The organism is Stenotrophomonas capsici, from assembly GCF_034961085.1.
Lineage (GTDB): Bacteria > Pseudomonadota > Gammaproteobacteria > Xanthomonadales > Xanthomonadaceae > Stenotrophomonas > Stenotrophomonas capsici.
Map to the genome: position 1 here is coordinate 208,627 of NZ_JAYFUH010000249.1, position 14,998 is coordinate 223,624.

The 14,998-nt window shown below is 68.8% G+C and carries 12 protein-coding genes; 10 read left to right on the forward strand and 2 right to left on the reverse strand.

What is annotated here, in order from left to right:
- The first annotated feature begins 231 nt into the window (after nucleotides 1-231).
- Nucleotides 232-2,109 (forward strand): ABC-F family ATP-binding cassette domain-containing protein, encoded by a 1,878-nt coding sequence (locus VA603_RS14160; protein ID WP_323439237.1) that lies wholly within the window; start codon nucleotides 232-234, stop codon nucleotides 2,107-2,109.
- Nucleotides 2,110-2,383: 274 nt separating this feature from the next.
- Here VA603_RS14160 and VA603_RS14165 read toward each other — a convergent pair whose 3' ends face one another.
- Nucleotides 2,384-3,253 (reverse strand): LysR family transcriptional regulator, encoded by an 870-nt coding sequence (locus VA603_RS14165; RefSeq protein WP_323439238.1) that lies wholly within the window; start codon nucleotides 3,251-3,253, stop codon nucleotides 2,384-2,386.
- Between the two features lie 166 nt (nucleotides 3,254-3,419).
- On the opposite strand from VA603_RS14165, the gene blaCESS reads away from it, so the two are divergent.
- From blaCESS to VA603_RS14190, 5 genes are all read left to right on the forward strand, one after another.
- Nucleotides 3,420-4,310 carry a CESS family extended-spectrum class A beta-lactamase gene (blaCESS, locus tag VA603_RS14170; RefSeq protein WP_323439239.1) on the forward strand — a complete coding sequence of 297 codons (891 nt, stop codon included), beginning with the start codon at nucleotides 3,420-3,422 and terminating at the stop codon, nucleotides 4,308-4,310.
- Between the two features lie 68 nt (nucleotides 4,311-4,378).
- Complete coding sequence (locus tag VA603_RS14175) at nucleotides 4,379-5,614, forward strand: cation:proton antiporter (RefSeq protein WP_132865346.1); 1,236 nt, start codon at nucleotides 4,379-4,381, stop codon at nucleotides 5,612-5,614.
- Between the two features lie 74 nt (nucleotides 5,615-5,688).
- A complete protein-coding gene (locus VA603_RS14180) occupies nucleotides 5,689-8,448 on the forward strand; it encodes a protein kinase domain-containing protein (protein WP_323439240.1) in 2,760 nt (919 codons plus the stop codon).
- A gap of 96 nt (nucleotides 8,449-8,544) precedes the next feature.
- Nucleotides 8,545-9,168, forward strand: coding sequence for a hypothetical protein (locus VA603_RS14185; RefSeq protein WP_323439241.1), 624 nt, complete (start codon nucleotides 8,545-8,547; stop codon nucleotides 9,166-9,168).
- A gap of 42 nt (nucleotides 9,169-9,210) precedes the next feature.
- Nucleotides 9,211-9,843, forward strand: a complete 633-nt coding sequence (locus VA603_RS14190; protein WP_323439242.1) for a hypothetical protein — start codon at nucleotides 9,211-9,213, stop codon at nucleotides 9,841-9,843.
- A gap of 40 nt (nucleotides 9,844-9,883) precedes the next feature.
- On the opposite strand, the gene VA603_RS14195 is transcribed toward VA603_RS14190, so the two are convergent.
- The gene (locus VA603_RS14195; protein WP_323439243.1) at nucleotides 9,884-10,849 is read right to left on the reverse strand and encodes a DUF3011 domain-containing protein; all 966 of its coding nucleotides are present in this window, start codon (nucleotides 10,847-10,849) and stop codon (nucleotides 9,884-9,886) included.
- A gap of 158 nt (nucleotides 10,850-11,007) precedes the next feature.
- On the opposite strand from VA603_RS14195, the gene aspS reads away from it, so the two are divergent.
- From aspS to VA603_RS14215, 4 genes are all read left to right on the forward strand, one after another.
- Complete coding sequence (gene aspS, locus VA603_RS14200; protein WP_323439244.1) at nucleotides 11,008-12,762, forward strand: aspartate--tRNA ligase; 1,755 nt, start codon at nucleotides 11,008-11,010, stop codon at nucleotides 12,760-12,762.
- A 118-nt stretch (nucleotides 12,763-12,880) separates the two neighbouring features.
- Complete coding sequence (locus VA603_RS14205) at nucleotides 12,881-13,396, forward strand: GNAT family N-acetyltransferase (protein WP_323439636.1); 516 nt, start codon at nucleotides 12,881-12,883, stop codon at nucleotides 13,394-13,396.
- 93 nt (nucleotides 13,397-13,489) lie between these two features.
- Nucleotides 13,490-14,140 (forward strand): alpha/beta fold hydrolase, encoded by a 651-nt coding sequence (locus VA603_RS14210; protein ID WP_192287428.1) that lies wholly within the window; start codon nucleotides 13,490-13,492, stop codon nucleotides 14,138-14,140.
- 64 nt (nucleotides 14,141-14,204) lie between these two features.
- Nucleotides 14,205-14,933: a YebC/PmpR family DNA-binding transcriptional regulator gene (locus tag VA603_RS14215; RefSeq protein ID WP_132865338.1), complete on the forward strand. Its 729-nt coding sequence runs from the start codon at nucleotides 14,205-14,207 to the stop codon at nucleotides 14,931-14,933.
- Nucleotides 14,934-14,998: the final 65 nt, after the last annotated feature.

Consider the following 14,998-nt stretch of genomic DNA (forward strand, 5'->3'; position numbering starts at 1 on the left):
TAACCAAAAATTTACCTCGTGTCAAACCGTTTCGCCGCGTCTAAATCGTTGCTTTTGAAAGCAATATTGGATCGGGTGACAGACATCTGACCGGGCAAGTACCGGTTCCCCATGCGCGCGGAAGGGTGCAATGCGGCAATGGGAAGTGAGTCAAGTATTCGTTAACGCTAGAATCGCGTCGCAGGAATGTTCCTTACGTCTACATTCCTTTTCGTTATAACGGACCCCCTCATGATTGCCCTTCGTAATTTCGCCCTCCGCCGGGGCGAGCGCCTGCTGTTGTCCAACGTCGACCTCACCCTGCATGCCGGCTACCGCGTCGGTGTGGTGGGCCGCAACGGTGCCGGCAAATCCAGCCTGTTTGCCGCCGTGCGCGGCGAGCTGGAAGCCGACAAGGGCGACGTGTCGCTGCCGGGCAAGATCCGCATCGCCGACGTGGCGCAGGAAACCCCGGCGCTGCCCGACCGGGCCATCGACTTCGTGCTGGGTGGTGATGACGTGGTGGCCGCGGTGCTGGCCGAGGAAGCGGCCGCCGCCGAGCGCGAGGACTGGGAAGCGGTGGCCAATGCCCACCAGAAGATGGCCGAGCTGGGCGCCTATGACGCGGAGGCACGCGCCGGCAAGCTGCTGCACGGCCTGGGCTTCCCGGCCGAGACCCACAACCGTCCGGTGGCGGCGTTCTCCGGTGGCTGGCGCGCACGCCTGAACCTGGCCCGCGCGCTGATGATGCCCAGCGACCTGCTGCTGCTTGACGAACCCACCAACCACCTGGATCTGGACGCGGTGTACTGGCTGGAGCAGTGGCTGCTCAAGTACCCGGGCACGCTGCTGCTGATCTCGCATGACCGCGAGTTCCTGGACAACGTGGCCACCCACACCCTGCACCTGCATGGCGGCAGCGCCAAGCTGTACGTGGGCGGTTACACCGACTTCGAGCGCCAGCGCGCCGAGCACCTGCGCCAGCAGCAGATCGCGCACGAGAAGGAACAGGCCGAGCGCGCCCACCTGCAGAGCTTCATCGACCGCTTCAAGGCGCAGGCCAGCAAGGCCACCCAGGCGCAGAGCCGCATGAAGCGCCTGGCCAAGATGGCCGGCACCGAGGCGGTGCGCGCCGAGCGCGAGTTCCGCATCGAGTTCTCCGAGCCGGCCAAGCTGCCGTTCTCGCTGATCCGCCTGAACCACGTCAACGCCGGCTATGGCGACGATGCGGTGATCCTGAAGGACGTGGGCTTCGGCCTGGAGGCCGGCCAGCGCGTGGGCCTGCTCGGGCCGAACGGCGCCGGCAAGACCACGCTGGTGAAGACCCTGGTGGGCGACCTGTCGCCGCTGGCCGGCGAGCGCAGCGCGCACCCGGACATGAAGATCGGCTACTTCGCCCAGCACACGGTCGAGTCGCTGCGCGAAGGGGCCACGCCGATGGACCACTTCCGCGATATCGACCCGGACGGCGTGAACCAGAACTTCCGCGACTTCCTGGGCAAGTGGAATTTCCCGGGTGACCGCGCCTTCGAGCCGGTGGACGGGTTCTCCGGCGGTGAACGTGCACGCCTGGCGCTGGCGCTGATCGCCTGGCAGCAGCCCAACGTGCTGCTGCTCGACGAGCCGACCAACCACCTGGACCTGGAAATGCGCGAGGCGCTGGCCGAAGCGCTGAGCATCTTCGAAGGCGCGATCGTGATGGTCTCGCACGACCGCCACCTGATCGGCCTGGTCTGCGACACCTTCTGGCGCGTGGCCGACGGCGTGGTCGAGCCGTTCGCCGGTGACCTGGACGAGTACGCCGCATGGCTGCGTACCCGTGCCAGCGCGCAGGGCTCACGCAACAAGTCCGACCGCGTCGAGAGGGCACCCGCCCCGGCCCCGGTGCAGCAGGTAGCCCCGGCCAAGCCGGCGACGGCGAAGAAGCCGGTCAACCCGCACAAGCTGGAAGCGGCCGAGAAGAAGGTAGAGCAGCTGGGCGCATCGTTGGCTGACATCGACCGCCAGCTCGCCGACCCGGCCAACTACGCCGACGCGGCGAAGATGGGCAAGCTCGGCGGCGAACGCGAGGTGTTGGCGCAGCAGCTCGAACAAGCCGAGGCCGCCTGGATGGAACTGCTGGGCGACTGACACGGCAGATGCGGGCTGGGCCGCGACGCCCAGAGTGCTGGAATAAAGGCATTCCCGGCAACTGCAACAGCCAAAGCCGACCCCTCCCCAACCCTCCCCTTGGCTGCGCCAAAGGGAGGGGGCAAGAGCAGGCTTGGCGGCGCGCTGCCAGATCGCATGAACCGCCCCCTCCCTTTGGCGCAGCCAAGGGGAGGGCTGGGGAGGGGTAGCGTCTGCTCCCGTTCCCCGCTTCCTGCCTTTGCTCCCGCCACGCCGCCCAAGGCCAGCCATCGGCCTAACCCCCTTCCTGCCCCACCAACCACAACCGGAACCGCTTCATCGCCTCACGCTCCTCGCGTGAGCGCAGTCGCGTCAACCAGTAACGCCCGAGCGCCAATGTCTGCGCGAACGGTTGCACCAATCGCCCCTCGGCCAGTTCCTGCTCGAACATGCGCAGCGGCAGCAAGGCCACGCCGGTCCCCGCCGCGGCTGCGCTGGCCAGCGTCAGCGAAGAGTCGAACATCGGCCCGCAGGCTTCCACGCCACTGACACCGGCCGCCTGCAACCAGCGCGGCCACTCATCGCCGCGGTACGAGCGCAGCAACGGTACGTTGGCCAGGTCGCGCGCACGCTTGAGCCGGCGCGCCAGCGCCGGAGCGCAGGCAGGTGCGAACGGGGCATCGACGATGGCCGTGCAGTCCTGGCCCTGCCAGTCGCCGTCGCCGAAGCGGATCGCGAAATCCAGGCCTTCGCCAGCCAGATCGATGCGGTTGTTGTGGGTCTGCACGCGCAGTTCGATGTCCGGATGCGCGGCCTCGAAATCGACCAGCCGCGGCAGCAGCCAGCCGGTGGCGAAGGTGCCGACCACGCCCACCGTCAGTACTTCGCGGAAGCGACCGCCGACGAAGCGGTCCAGTGCGATCGCCATGCGGTCGAAGGCCTCGGTCAGCACCGGGTACAGCGCCGCGCCCTCGTCGGTCAGTGCCACCCCACGCGGCAGGCGATGGAACAGGCTGACCTGCAGGCGGTCCTCCAGTGTCCGGATCTGGTGGCTCAACGCGGCCTGGCTGACGCACAGTTCCAGCGCCGCACGGGTGAAGTTGAGGTGCCGGGCCGCCGCCTCGAAGGCACGCAGGGCATTGAGCGGGAGCTGGGGGCGGATCATGGCAGCCATAACGCGTGATGATGGACGGGGGCATTATTCCGCTTCCCGCGATCCGTTTTGGGTGATTTCCACAAATTTATCTAATGGCTCCCGCTGATTATTCGCGCTGGTGGCGAGGGGGCGGGTTTCCAATACTCACGGCCACCCATTGCCAAGGAGTGTTCGCATGCTTGCCCGCCGCCAATTCCTGAAGTTCGGAGGTGCCGCCCTGCTCAGCAGCGTGGCCATGCCTGCGCTGGCGCGCCTTGGGGCGGGCGCCGGCGCGACGCCGGCGGGCGATGACTTCGCGGCGCTGGAAGCGCTCAGTGGCGGCCGGCTCGGCGTATGCCTGTGGAATCCGGACAGCGGCGTGCGCATCGGTCACCGCATGGATGAGCGCTTCCCGATGTGCAGCACCTTCAAGTTCCTGTTGTCGGCGGCGGTACTGCATGCCGCCGACCAAGGGCAGCTGTCGCTGGACCGGCGCGTGCCGGTGCGCGCGCAGGACATCCTCAGCAACTCGCCGGGCACCGAGCGCCATGTCGGCAAGGACATGACCGTGCGCGACCTGTGCCGGACCACGATGATCGTCAGCGACAACGCGGCGGCCAACCTGCTGCTGCCGCTGGTCGGCGAGCCGGCCGGGCTGACCGCGTTCCTGCGCGCGCAGGGCGATGCGGTGACCGTCACCGCGCGCTACGAGCCGGAAGCCAACCGCTTCGCGCCGGACGACCCGCGTGACACCACCAGCCCGGCGGCGATGGCCGGCAACCTGCAGCGGTTCGTGCTCGGTGATGCGCTCGGCACCGCTGCGCGCCAGCAGCTGGCGGACTGGCTGATCGACAACGAAACCGGCGATGCCCGCCTGCGGGCCGGCCTGCCCGAAGGCTGGCGGGTCGGTGACAAGACCGGCAGCAACGGCAGGGACACCACCAACGACATCGCCGTGCTGTGGCCGGCCGCGGGCGGTTCACCGTGGATCCTGGCCAGCTATCTGCAGGGTTCTGCACTGGACGATGACGGCCGCAATGGCATCCTGCGCCGCGTGGGGGAGCTTGCTGGCGCCCGCCTGCGCTGACGGGTTCGTCGCGGGGGCAGTGGCCGGTGCGCGCAACCCGCGCATCCGGTCGCAATCAAAAGGCTCCCATGAGCAAGGAACTCATCTACCTGCTGCTGATCTTCGCGTTGCTGGTGATCCCGCGCGCGCTGCAGCGTTTCAGTATTCCCGCCCCGCTGAGCTGCCTGGTGTTCGGCATCGCCGCGATGCTGTGGCTGGGCAACAGCGCGCACGACCCGGTGGTCGGCCTGCTGGCCACGCTGGGCATCTCCTCGCTGTTCCTGTTCGCCGGCCTGGAGGTTGACCTGGCCGACCTGCGCAAGGGCATGTGGCCGCTGTTGGCGCATCTGGTGATCCGCAGCGCCACGCTCACCGGCGTGGCCTGGCTGGCCTGGCATTACGCCGGCCTCCCGTGGCAGGCCGCGGCCCTGCTGGCGCTGGCGCTGCTGACGCCGTCGACCGGCTTCATCATGGACTCGCTGTCGCAGCTCGGGCTGGACGAGGCCGAACGGTTCTGGGTGAGCAGCAAGGCCATTGCCGGTGAACTGCTGGCGCTGGCGGCGCTGTTCGTCGTGCTGCAGGCCGGGGATCCGCTGCACATGGGGCTGTCCAGCCTGGCCCTGATCGCGATGATGGTCGGCCTGCCGTTGCTGTTCATCGCCCTGGGGCGCTGGGTGGCGCCGCATGCACCCGGCTCGGAGTTCTCGCTGCTGGTGATGGTGGGCATGCTCGCGGCCTACATCACCTATTCGCTGGGCGTGTATTACTTGGTGGGCGCCTTCATCGCAGGGCTGGTGGCACGCCTCCTGCAGCAGCGCATGCCGTCGTTGGCCTCGCATGACAACCTGCATGCGCTGCGCCTGTTCGCTTCGTTCTTCGTGCCGTTCTACTTCTTCAATGCCGGCACCAAGGTGCCGAGCGAAGCGCTGAGCTTCGAGGCGCTGGGGCTGGGGCTGGTGATCACGCTGGTGGTGCTGCCGTTGCGCATCGGCGTGGTCTGGCTGCAACGCCGGCTGATGTTCGGCGAGAGTTTCCGTTCCAGCCTGCGGGTGGCGTTAGCACTGTCGCCGACGCTGATCTTCACCCTGGTACTGGCCGCGATCATGCGCGAGCGCTTCGCCATTCCGGCGGTATTGTTTGGTGCACTGCTGCTGTACGCGGCGCTGACCACGCTGCTGCCGTCGCTGGTGTTCCGCCGCCCGCTGGACGTGGATCCGCTGCAGAACGAGTCCGAGCCCGGTGCCGATCACGCGTTGCAGGACGACGCCGTAAGAGAACCCGACGCAATGCCCGGAACCGAACAGGCCGCCGTAAGAGACGCCTGATCACGCCGAACGTCCCGTTATGATCGCTGCCGGCATGCCTCGTCGCCCGGACGACGCAGCCCTGGGGGATGGCGATGGAACGGAACAGCTGGCAGCAGGTGCGGGCGTTGTTCGATGCGGTGTGCGAGATGGAACCGTCGCAGTGGCGGGCCGAACTCGCGCGCCTGAGCGGCGATCCGGAAGTGATCGCCGAGGCGCTGGAATTGCTGCACGCGCAGACGCGCGAGTTGCGCAGCGCACGCGAGCCACTGGAGCAGTTGCTCGGTGCGGTGATCGCGTCGGAGTTGGCCGAAGGTGACCGCATCGGTCCCTGGCGCCTGCGCGAGCGGCTGGCCAGCGGTGGCATGGGCATCGTGTTCCGCGCCGAGCGCGCCGATGAGTTGTACGTCCAGGAAGTGGCGATCAAGTTCCTGCAGGGCGCGCCGGGTGCGCGCGTGGCCGAGCGGCTGGCAGCGGAGCGGCGCATCCTGGCCAGCCTGCAGCATCCCAACATCGCGCGCTTGTACGACGGTGGCAGCACGCCGGCGGGCCAGCCCTACCTGGTGATGGAGTACGTGCGCGGTGAGCCGCTGGACGTGTACTGCAACCGGAAGCAGCTGGACCTGCAGCAGCGCCTGGCCCTGTTCCTGAAGATCTGCAGCGCCGTGCAGGCCGCGCATGCGCGCCTGGTACTGCATTGCGACCTCAAGCCCGCCAACATCCTGGTGCGCGCCGACGGCGAGCCGGTGCTGCTGGACTTCGGTGTCTCGCGCCTGTTGGAGGAGGAACAGGAGGATGCAGGCCGCGGGCAGTTTTTCACCCCGGCCTACGCGGCACCGGAGCTGCAGTCCGGGCAGTCGGTCGGGGTGGCCGGTGATGTGTTCAGCCTCGGCTGCCTGTTGCTGGAGCTGCTGGCCGGCAAGGGCGGGCGACGCGGCGCGCTCGACGCCGGCCAGGCGGTGGCCTCCCCCAGCCGGGTCGCCGGTGCCGATTGCCCGTGGCCGAAGGCGCTGCGCGGTGACCTGGACGCCATCGTCGTCCGCGCCGGCGCGGTGTCGCCCGAGCAGCGCTATCCGTCGGTGGAAGCGATGGCCGCCGACATCACCCGCTACCAGCAGCATCGGCCGGTGCAGGCCCGCAATGGCGGGCGGTTGTATCGCACCGGGCGCTGGTTCCGGCGCTACTGGAAAGGCGCCGGCATGCTGTTGGTGGTGTTGCTGGTGGTTGCCTGGTTCGTCTGGCGGCTGGACCAGGCGCGTGCGCGCGCCGAGCAGGAGGCGCGTGTCGCCCAGGAGGTCAGCGACTTCCTGGTCTCCTCGTTCGACGCTGCCAACCCCCGCAAGGGAGAGCTGCGGGGCAGCAATGACGTCACCGCGCGCGAGGTGCTCGAGGCCAGCCAGGCGCGCATCGACCAGCAGCAATGGACCTCGCCGGTGATCAAGGCCCGGCTGCAGTCGGTGCTGGCCCAGGCTTTCCAGAACATCGGCCAGGTCAAGCGCGCCGAAGCGTTGTACCGGGATGCCATCCCGGTACTCGCCGCTGCGGGGGCGAGCGGCCGCGACATCACCGCCGTGTCGCTCAACGAGCTGTCCACGTTGCTGGCCAACGCGCAGCGCGGCAAGGAATCCGAGCAGTTCGCCCGCCAGTCGCTGGCACTGGATGCCCCGCGTCCCGGCCAGCTGCGCATCGCGCAGGCCTACAACTCGCTGGGGCTGGCGTTGAACATACAGCGTCGCTTCGATGAATCCGAGCAGGCGTTCGACCAGGCATTGACCATGCATCACGCGCTGGGGAGCAGCCCGCTGCGGATCGCCACGGTGAACCAGAACAAGGCGCTGATGTACATCGAGAGGGGCGACTACGTGCCGGCCGAGAAGATGCTGCGCCATGCGGCCGAGCTGCGCCGCCCGTGGGGCACCCGGACCTTCGAGTGGTGGTCGGGGCAATACGTGCTGATGCGCGCCATCGCCGCCCAGGGCCGTTACCAGGAGGCCTTGGACGTCAGCGGTGAAGTACTGGTGCTGGCCCGGCACCTGTTCGGCGAGGTCAACGACAACGTTGCTTCGATCCACAACGAACGCGCCGCCGTGCTGCAGGACCTGGGGCGTTACGCCGAAGCCGCCGCCGAGTACCGGCACGGCCTGGACCAGTACGTGCGGCTGGACGTGGCGCAGACCATGGATGCCGGGATCACGCTCAACAATCTGGCAGGGCTGGAGCAGGCGCGCGGTGACGCGGCCAGCGCCGATGCGCTGTTCCGGCGCAGCCTGGCCATCCGCCGCGCGACCGTGGGCGATGACGTGCCGCCGGTGTGGATCGTGGAGGCCAACCTGGCACGCCTGCTGGTCGAGGAAGGGCAGCTGCAGCAGGCGCGGCCATTGATCGCCCATGCACGCGCGGGCTGGGCGCGGCAGGTGGCGGCCGAGCATCCGCGCCGGCTGCTGGCCGAGGCGATCTGGGTGCAGTTGCTGGTGGCCGAAGGTGACCTTGCCGGCGCCGATCAGTCGCTGGCGGCGATCAAGGCACAGCTGCAGGGCAATGACATCCGCGTGGAGCGGCGCTACCTGTCGGTGCTGGCCGAGCGGCAACGCAAGGCCGGTGATGCCGCTGCCGCGGCGCAGACCCTGCAGCAACTGGTGGGGCTGTATGAAAGCCAGGTCGGCCGCGATTCGGTGGAGACGGCGCAGCAACGGGTCCGTCTGGCCGACGCGCAGGCCGCGGCGGGGCAGTGCAGGGCGGCACAGGAACAGGCGCGCATCGCCTGGACGGCGGTGGAACGCGAGTTGCTGCCGGCCAGCACGCTTCGCCGGCGTGCCCAGTCGCTGCTGGCGGGGTCGGGGTGCGCGGCCGGCTAGGATCGGCCAGTCCAACTGGCCTCCTGCGCGGGTGTGCCCCATGATCGCGCCGCAGTCCGATTGCCGGGTGTCGCGTGCGTGGCTAGGGTCGCGGGCATGCAACGGAACCCCCTGTTCGTAGCGCTGGGCGCAGTGGTGCTGCTGACGAGCGGCTGCACGGCCCGTGTCGAGGACTCGCGCTCCGCCGACGCCTTCATGCAGGCGTTGGCGAGCCACTGCGGGCAGGCCTTCGCCGGGCGGGTGACGGTCAACGAGCCGGCGTCCAGCGTGCCCGACCCCTTCGAGGGCAAGCCACCGGTGCTGCATGTCGCCGAATGCACGCATGGTGGGCAGGCGGTGCGCTTGCCCCTGCACGTGGGCGATGACCATTCCCGGACCTGGATGTTCACCCGCGTCGCACAGGGCCTAAGGCTGCGTCACTACCAGTGGCGCGCGGATGGCAGCCCGGATGAGGTCAGCGACTTCGGCGGCCTGTCGTTGCCGTCGGGGAGCGCGCGGCGGCAGGCGTTCGCGGTGGACGCGCCGTCGATCGCGATGTTCCGGCGGATCGGCCTGCCGGCGTCGCTGGAGAACCACTGGACGGTGGACGTACAGCCGGGGCAACGCTTCAGCTACCAGTTGTCGCGGCCGGACGGGCGGGTGTTCCGGGTGGAGTTCGATCTGCGCCGGCCGGTGGCGTTGCCGCCGCCGCCGTGGGGCTTGCCGGCGCAGGCGCCCTGACCGCGGCTTGCCGGGGCAGGGGGCAACAGCTAGGGTCGGGGCATGAACCGTCCATCCCGTCGTCTCCTTTCCTGCCTGCCGCTGGTTGCAGCGCTTCCCGTCCTGCCTGCCCTGGCGGGCGATGCGGCCCCCGCCGACCGCTTCATGGCCGCCGTGGCCACGCATTGCGGCCAGGCCTTTGCCGGGCGCGTGGTCCGCAACGTGCCGGCGTCAACCACCCCGGATCCGTTCGAAGGCAAGGCGCTGGTCATGCACGTGCGGGGCTGCGATGCGCCGGCCAGCGAACTGCGGGTGCCGTTCCATGTCGGCGGGGACCGCTCGCGGACCTGGGTGCTGACCCGCCAGCGGGACGGCCTGCGCCTGAAGCACGACCATCGCCACGAAGACGGCACGCCGGATGTGGTGACCCACTATGGTGGCGACACGGTCGCCGCCGGCACCGCCGTGCGCCAGCAGTTCCCGGTGGATGTCGCATCGGTGGCGATGTTCAGCGCCGAGGGCATGGCCGCATCGCTGCAGAACACCTGGGCGATGGAAATCGAGCCCGGCCACCGCTTCCTGTACGAGCTGTCACGGCCGGACGGGCGGCTGTTCCAGGTTGAATTCGACCTGAGTCGCCCGATCACGCCGCCGCCACCGCCGTGGGGCAGCGACACGACGGAAAAGGGCGCCTGACGGCGCCCTTTCCATGTTTCCGTCCGCGGCAGGCGCGGCTTCAGCGGGCGCCGAAGCGGGCCCGGCAGCCGTTGTTCACCCACAGGCTGTTGCCGTTGTAGCCCCAGCTGCGACCTTCGATGCAGGGCGAGCTGGACAACTGCCGGATCACCACCGGCCGGCCGGCGCGGCGCTCCCATGCGCACGAGCGCATGCGGTTGCCATCGCTGGCGCATTCGACGACGTAGTTGCTGCCACCGCCCCAGCCACCGCCACCGCCGCCGCCCCAACCGCCACCACGGCCTTCGGCGAACTCGGCGCGGCAGCCGCCGTTGACCCAGATCGAACCGTTGTTGCTGCCCCAGTTGCGGCCTTCGATGCAGCGGGTATCGGAGAGCTGGCGCACCAGCGTGGCGCTGCGCCAGCCGGTGCGGCAGACCTGCTGGCGGCCGGAGTTGCTTTCGCAGCGGATCGTGCCGGCGTTGCCTTCCCAGTTGCCGCCGCCCCAGTTGCCGCCACGGCCCTCGGCGAACTCGGCCCGGCAGCCATTGCTCACCCACACGTTGCCGTTGCTGCTGCCCCAGCTGCGGCCTTCCACGCACTGGCTCTTGGACAGCTGGCGGACCAGCACGCTGCGGCGCCAGCCGGTGTTGCAGACGCGCTGGCGGTTGTCATTGCTGTCGCAGCGGATGGTGCCGCTGTTGCCGGGGTTGCCACCACCGCCCCAGCCACCGCCGCCGCCCCAGTTGCCGCGGCTTTCGGCGAATTCGGCGCGGCAACCGCCGCTGACCCAGATGGTGCCGTTGTTGATGCCCCAGTTGCGGCCCTCGACGCAGCGCGTATCGGAGAGCTGGCGGACCACGGTGGCGCCGCGCCAGCCGGTCACGCAGGTCCGTTGGCGGTTGCTGTTGCTCTCGCAGCGGATGGTGTCGCCGTCGTAGCCATAGGACTGGGCGTGGGCCGGCGCGGCGAGCAGTGCCAGGGGCATCAGGGCGGTCAGGCTGGTGAGCAGAAGGTGGCGATGCATGGCGTCATCCCTGTTCAGGTTTAGGTGGCGGAACTATAGGGGCAAGCCCGCTTAAGCCCATGTGACTGAATGGCGGATTTGCCCCGGCCTGCCGTCGGCCGCAAAATACGAGGCTGACCGGCGCGCTTCCGCGCCGGCGTCCCCCTGCGGAGTTTTCCATGCGTACCCATTTCTGCGGCCTGGTCGATGAGACCCTGATCGGCCAAACCGTGACCCTCGCCGGCTGGACCGACGTGGCCCGTAACCAGGGCGGCGTCTGCTTCATCGATCTTCGCGATCACGAGGGCATCGTGCAGGTGACGGTGGAGATCGACAACGCCGAGGTGTTCGCCGTGGCCGCGTCGCTGGGCTACGAGGACGTGCTGCAGGTCGAAGGCGTGGTGCGCGCCCGCCATGCGGTCAACGACAAGATGCGCACCGGCAAGGTGGAGGTGATCGCCACCGCCATCACCGTCCTCAACAAGGCCGCGCCGCTGCCGTTCCACGCCCACGAGAACCCGGGCGAGGACACCCGCCTGAAGTACCGCTACCTGGACCTGCGCCGCCCGGAGATGCAGCGCATGCAGCGCACCCGCATCAAGCTGGTGCAGGCGCTGCGCCGCCACCTGGACGTGCGCGGCTTCCAGGACATCGAGACCCCGATCCTGACCAAGGCCACCCCGGAAGGCGCCCGCGACTTCCTGGTGCCGGCGCGCATGCACCCGGGCGAGTTCTATGCCCTGCCGCAGAGCCCGCAGCTGTTCAAGCAGATCCTGATGGTGGCCGGCTTCGACCGCTACTACCAGATCGCCCGCTGCTTCCGTGACGAGGCCCTGCGTGCAGACCGCCAGTTGGAGTTCACCCAGCTGGACATGGAGTTCGCCTTCGTGCGCGAGCGCGACGTGCAGGACTTCGTCGAGGACATGATCCGCTCGATCTTCAAGGAAGTGGTCGACGTCGAGCTCGACGCCCAGTTCCCGCGCATGACCTGGGCCGAGGCGATGCGCCGCTACGGCTCGGACAAGCCGGACCTGCGCATCGACCTGGAGCTGGTCGACGTGGCCGAGCTGGTCAAGGGCAGCGAATTCGCCGTGTTCACCGCCGCGGCCAATGACGCCGACGGCCGCGTGGCCGCGCTGCGCATCCCCGGTGGTGCCACGCTCAGCCGCAAGCAGATCGACGAATACGCCGCCCACGCCGCCAAGTACGGCGCCAAGGGCCTAGCCTACATCAAGATCGCCGACAACGGCGAGGTCAGCTCGCCGATCCAGAAGTTCTTCGCCGAGGACGCCTTCGCCGCGTTGCTCAAGCACGTCGGTGCCGGCAACGGTGACATCGTGTTCTTCGGCGCCGGTGGCTACAACAAGGTGTCCGACTTCATGGGCGCGCTGCGCCTGAAGGCCGGCAAGGACTTCGGCCGCGTGGCCGAGGGCTGGCGCCCGCTGTGGGTCACCGACTTCCCGATGTTCGAGTGGGACGAGGAAGAACAGCGTTACGTCGCCCTGCATCACCCCTTCACCGCCCCGGCGGTGGACGACGTGGCCGACCTGCGCGCCAATGCCCGGACCGCCGTCTCGCGCGGTTACGACATGGTGCTCAACGGCAACGAGATCGGTGGCGGCTCGATCCGTATCCACCGCCCGGAGATGCAGAGCGCGGTGTTCGAGCTGCTGGGCATCGGTGCCGAAGAGGCCCGCGCCAAGTTCGGCTTCCTGCTCGACGCGCTGAACTACGGCGCGCCGCCGCACGGCGGCATCGCCTTCGGCATCGACCGCATCGCCGCGCTGATGGCCGGCACTGAGTCCATCCGTGACGTGATCCCGTTCCCGAAGACCACCGGCGCGCAGTGCCTGATGACCGACGCCCCGTCGCCGATCGCCGACGTGCAGCTCGCCGAAGTGCACATCCAGGTCCGTCCAAAGACCAAGGACTGAGTCGGATCAACGAGGCGCGAGAATACCGCTCCCTTCTCCCGTTCGCGGGAGAAGGTGCCCGGAGGGCGGATGAGGGCGCCGTGCTGTGGTTCCTCCTCCTATCTTTTCCACTCCTGACCTGATGAACATCCGCCGCGCCACCCCCGACGATGCCGCGCTGTTGTGCGCGCTGGCCGAACGTACCTTCGTGGAGACCTTCGGCCACCTGTACCCGCCGCAGGACCTGGCCGACTACCTGGCCACTGCCTATCCGGTGGACGGGCAGCGCCAGCAGCTGGCATCGGGCGACTACGCGGCCTGGTTGCTGGAAGTGGACGGGCAAGCGGTGGGCTTCGCCTTCGCCGGCCCCTGTGGCCTGCCGCACGCCGACGTGCAGCCCGGCGACGGAGAGTTGAAGCGCCTGTACGTGCTGCGCGAGCACCAGAACGGTGGCCGCGGCGGGCAGTTGTTCGCCGAAGCACTGCAATGGCTGCAGGCGCGCGGCGGGCAGGCGCTGTGGATCGGCGTGTGGTCGGAGAACCTTGGCGCGCAGCGCTTCTACGGCCGGCAGGGGTTCGTGCCGGTGGGCAGTTACGAGTTCCCGGTGGGCCAGGTGCGCGACAAGGAGTTCATCCTGCGCCGCAGGTTGGGCTGAACGCATCGGGATTGGCCAGAAGCAGGCCCCGCCCACCCTCACTGGCAACCGACACCGCTTGGCGCTCCCCGGAACTTCGTCCAGACTGCCTCCATGTCGCATTCTTCTTCGCGCCAGCCGCGTGTGCTGTTGCTGCATGGCATCTGGAACCCCCGTTCCTGGCTGATGCCCTTGGCGCTGCGCCTGCGCCAGCAGGGCTTCCGGGTTGACCTGTTCGGCTATCCCAGCGTCTTCGGCGGCCCCGACATCGCGGTGCCGTCGCTGGTGGAGCGGCTGCGGGGCAGCGGCCCGATCCACCTGGTCGGGCACAGCCTGGGCGGGTTGGTGGCGCTGGAGGCGCTGCGCCAGGCGCCCGATCTCGACGTTCCCCGCGTGGTCTGCCTGGGCTCGCCGCTGTGCGGCAGCGGCACCGCCCGCGCGCTGGCCGAGCATGGCTGGTCCAAGGCGTTGGGTCGCAGCGGCAGCCTGCTGCTGCATGGCCTGCCGGAATGGCATGGCCGCGCGGAAGTGGGCCTGGTCGCCGGCAACGTCGCCCACGGCCTGGGCACCCTGATGGGCGCCCTGCACGGCGACTCGGACGGGACCGTCGGGCTGGAGGAAACCCGCCTGCCGGGCCTGACCGACCATTGCGTGGTGCCGGTCAGCCACACCGGGATGGTGCTCTCGGCCGAGGTGGTGGCCATGACGGCGGCCTTCCTGCGCCAGGGGCGCTTCCCCAGCGAGGCGGCGCGTTACGCCGGATGACGGCCGCGGCGAGGGGATCAGGTAGAATTCGCCCCCTGTTCCTGACAGATGTACGGTAAATCCCATGGGTAGAGGTCCTTCCATCGAAGCCCGCAAAAACGCGTCTGACGCGAAGCGCGGCAAGATTTTCACCAAGATCATCCGTGAGATCGGCGTTGCCGCTCGCGGCGGTGGAGGCGACCCCAACAACAACCCGCGGCTGCGCGTGGCCATGGACAAGGGCCTGGCCGCCAACATGTCCAAGGACGTGATCGAGCGCGCCATCAAGAAGGCCACCGGTGAGCTGGAAGGCGTCGAGTACGAGGAAATCCGCTACGAAGGCTATGCCCCGGGCGGCGTGGCGGTCATCGTCGACTGCCTGACCGACAACCGCGTGCGCACCGTGGCCGACGTGCGCCATGCCTTCAGCAAGTGCGGCGGCAACCTGGGCACGGAAGGCTCGGTGGCCTTCATGTTCAAGCGCCTGGGCGTGCTGACCTATGCGCCGGGCGCCGACGAGGAAAAGACCACCGAATCGGCCATCGAGGCCGGTGCCGACGACATCGTGGTCTACCCGGACGACGGCTCCATCGACGTCATCACCGCGCCGGAATCGTTCCAGGCGGTGAAGGAAGCGATGGAAGCGGCCGGGCTGGTGCCCGACCACGCCGAGATTACCTTCCGCGCCGAGAACGACATCGCCGTGGAAGGCGACACGGTGCTGCAGGTCAAGAAGCTGCTGGACATGCTGGAAGACCTGGACGACGTGCAGGACGTGTACTCCAACGTGGACCAGGCCAGCCTGGAAGGCTGATCCCGTCCCGGCAGGTGAGACGGCGCCCTGCGATGCTGCGCGCCGTCTTTCTTCCACAGGCATCC

Bases quoted from the DNA above. Each gene is read 5' to 3' on its own strand.
- VA603_RS14160 (WP_323439237.1), top strand. From the start codon at position 232: ATGATTGCCCTTCGTAATTTCGCCCTCCGCCGGGGCGAGCGCCTGCTG.
- VA603_RS14165 (WP_323439238.1), bottom strand. From the start codon at position 3,253: ATGATCCGCCCCCAGCTCCCGCTCAATGCCCTGCGTGCCTTCGAGGCG.
- blaCESS (WP_323439239.1), top strand. From the start codon at position 3,420: ATGCTTGCCCGCCGCCAATTCCTGAAGTTCGGAGGTGCCGCCCTGCTC.
- VA603_RS14175 (WP_132865346.1), top strand. From the start codon at position 4,379: ATGAGCAAGGAACTCATCTACCTGCTGCTGATCTTCGCGTTGCTGGTG.
- VA603_RS14180 (WP_323439240.1), top strand. From the start codon at position 5,689: ATGGAACGGAACAGCTGGCAGCAGGTGCGGGCGTTGTTCGATGCGGTG.
- VA603_RS14185 (WP_323439241.1), top strand. From the start codon at position 8,545: ATGCAACGGAACCCCCTGTTCGTAGCGCTGGGCGCAGTGGTGCTGCTG.
- VA603_RS14190 (WP_323439242.1), top strand. From the start codon at position 9,211: ATGAACCGTCCATCCCGTCGTCTCCTTTCCTGCCTGCCGCTGGTTGCA.
- VA603_RS14195 (WP_323439243.1), bottom strand. From the start codon at position 10,849: ATGCATCGCCACCTTCTGCTCACCAGCCTGACCGCCCTGATGCCCCTG.
- aspS (WP_323439244.1), top strand. From the start codon at position 11,008: ATGCGTACCCATTTCTGCGGCCTGGTCGATGAGACCCTGATCGGCCAA.
- VA603_RS14210 (WP_192287428.1), top strand. From the start codon at position 13,490: ATGTCGCATTCTTCTTCGCGCCAGCCGCGTGTGCTGTTGCTGCATGGC.
- VA603_RS14215 (WP_132865338.1), top strand. From the start codon at position 14,205: ATGGGTAGAGGTCCTTCCATCGAAGCCCGCAAAAACGCGTCTGACGCG.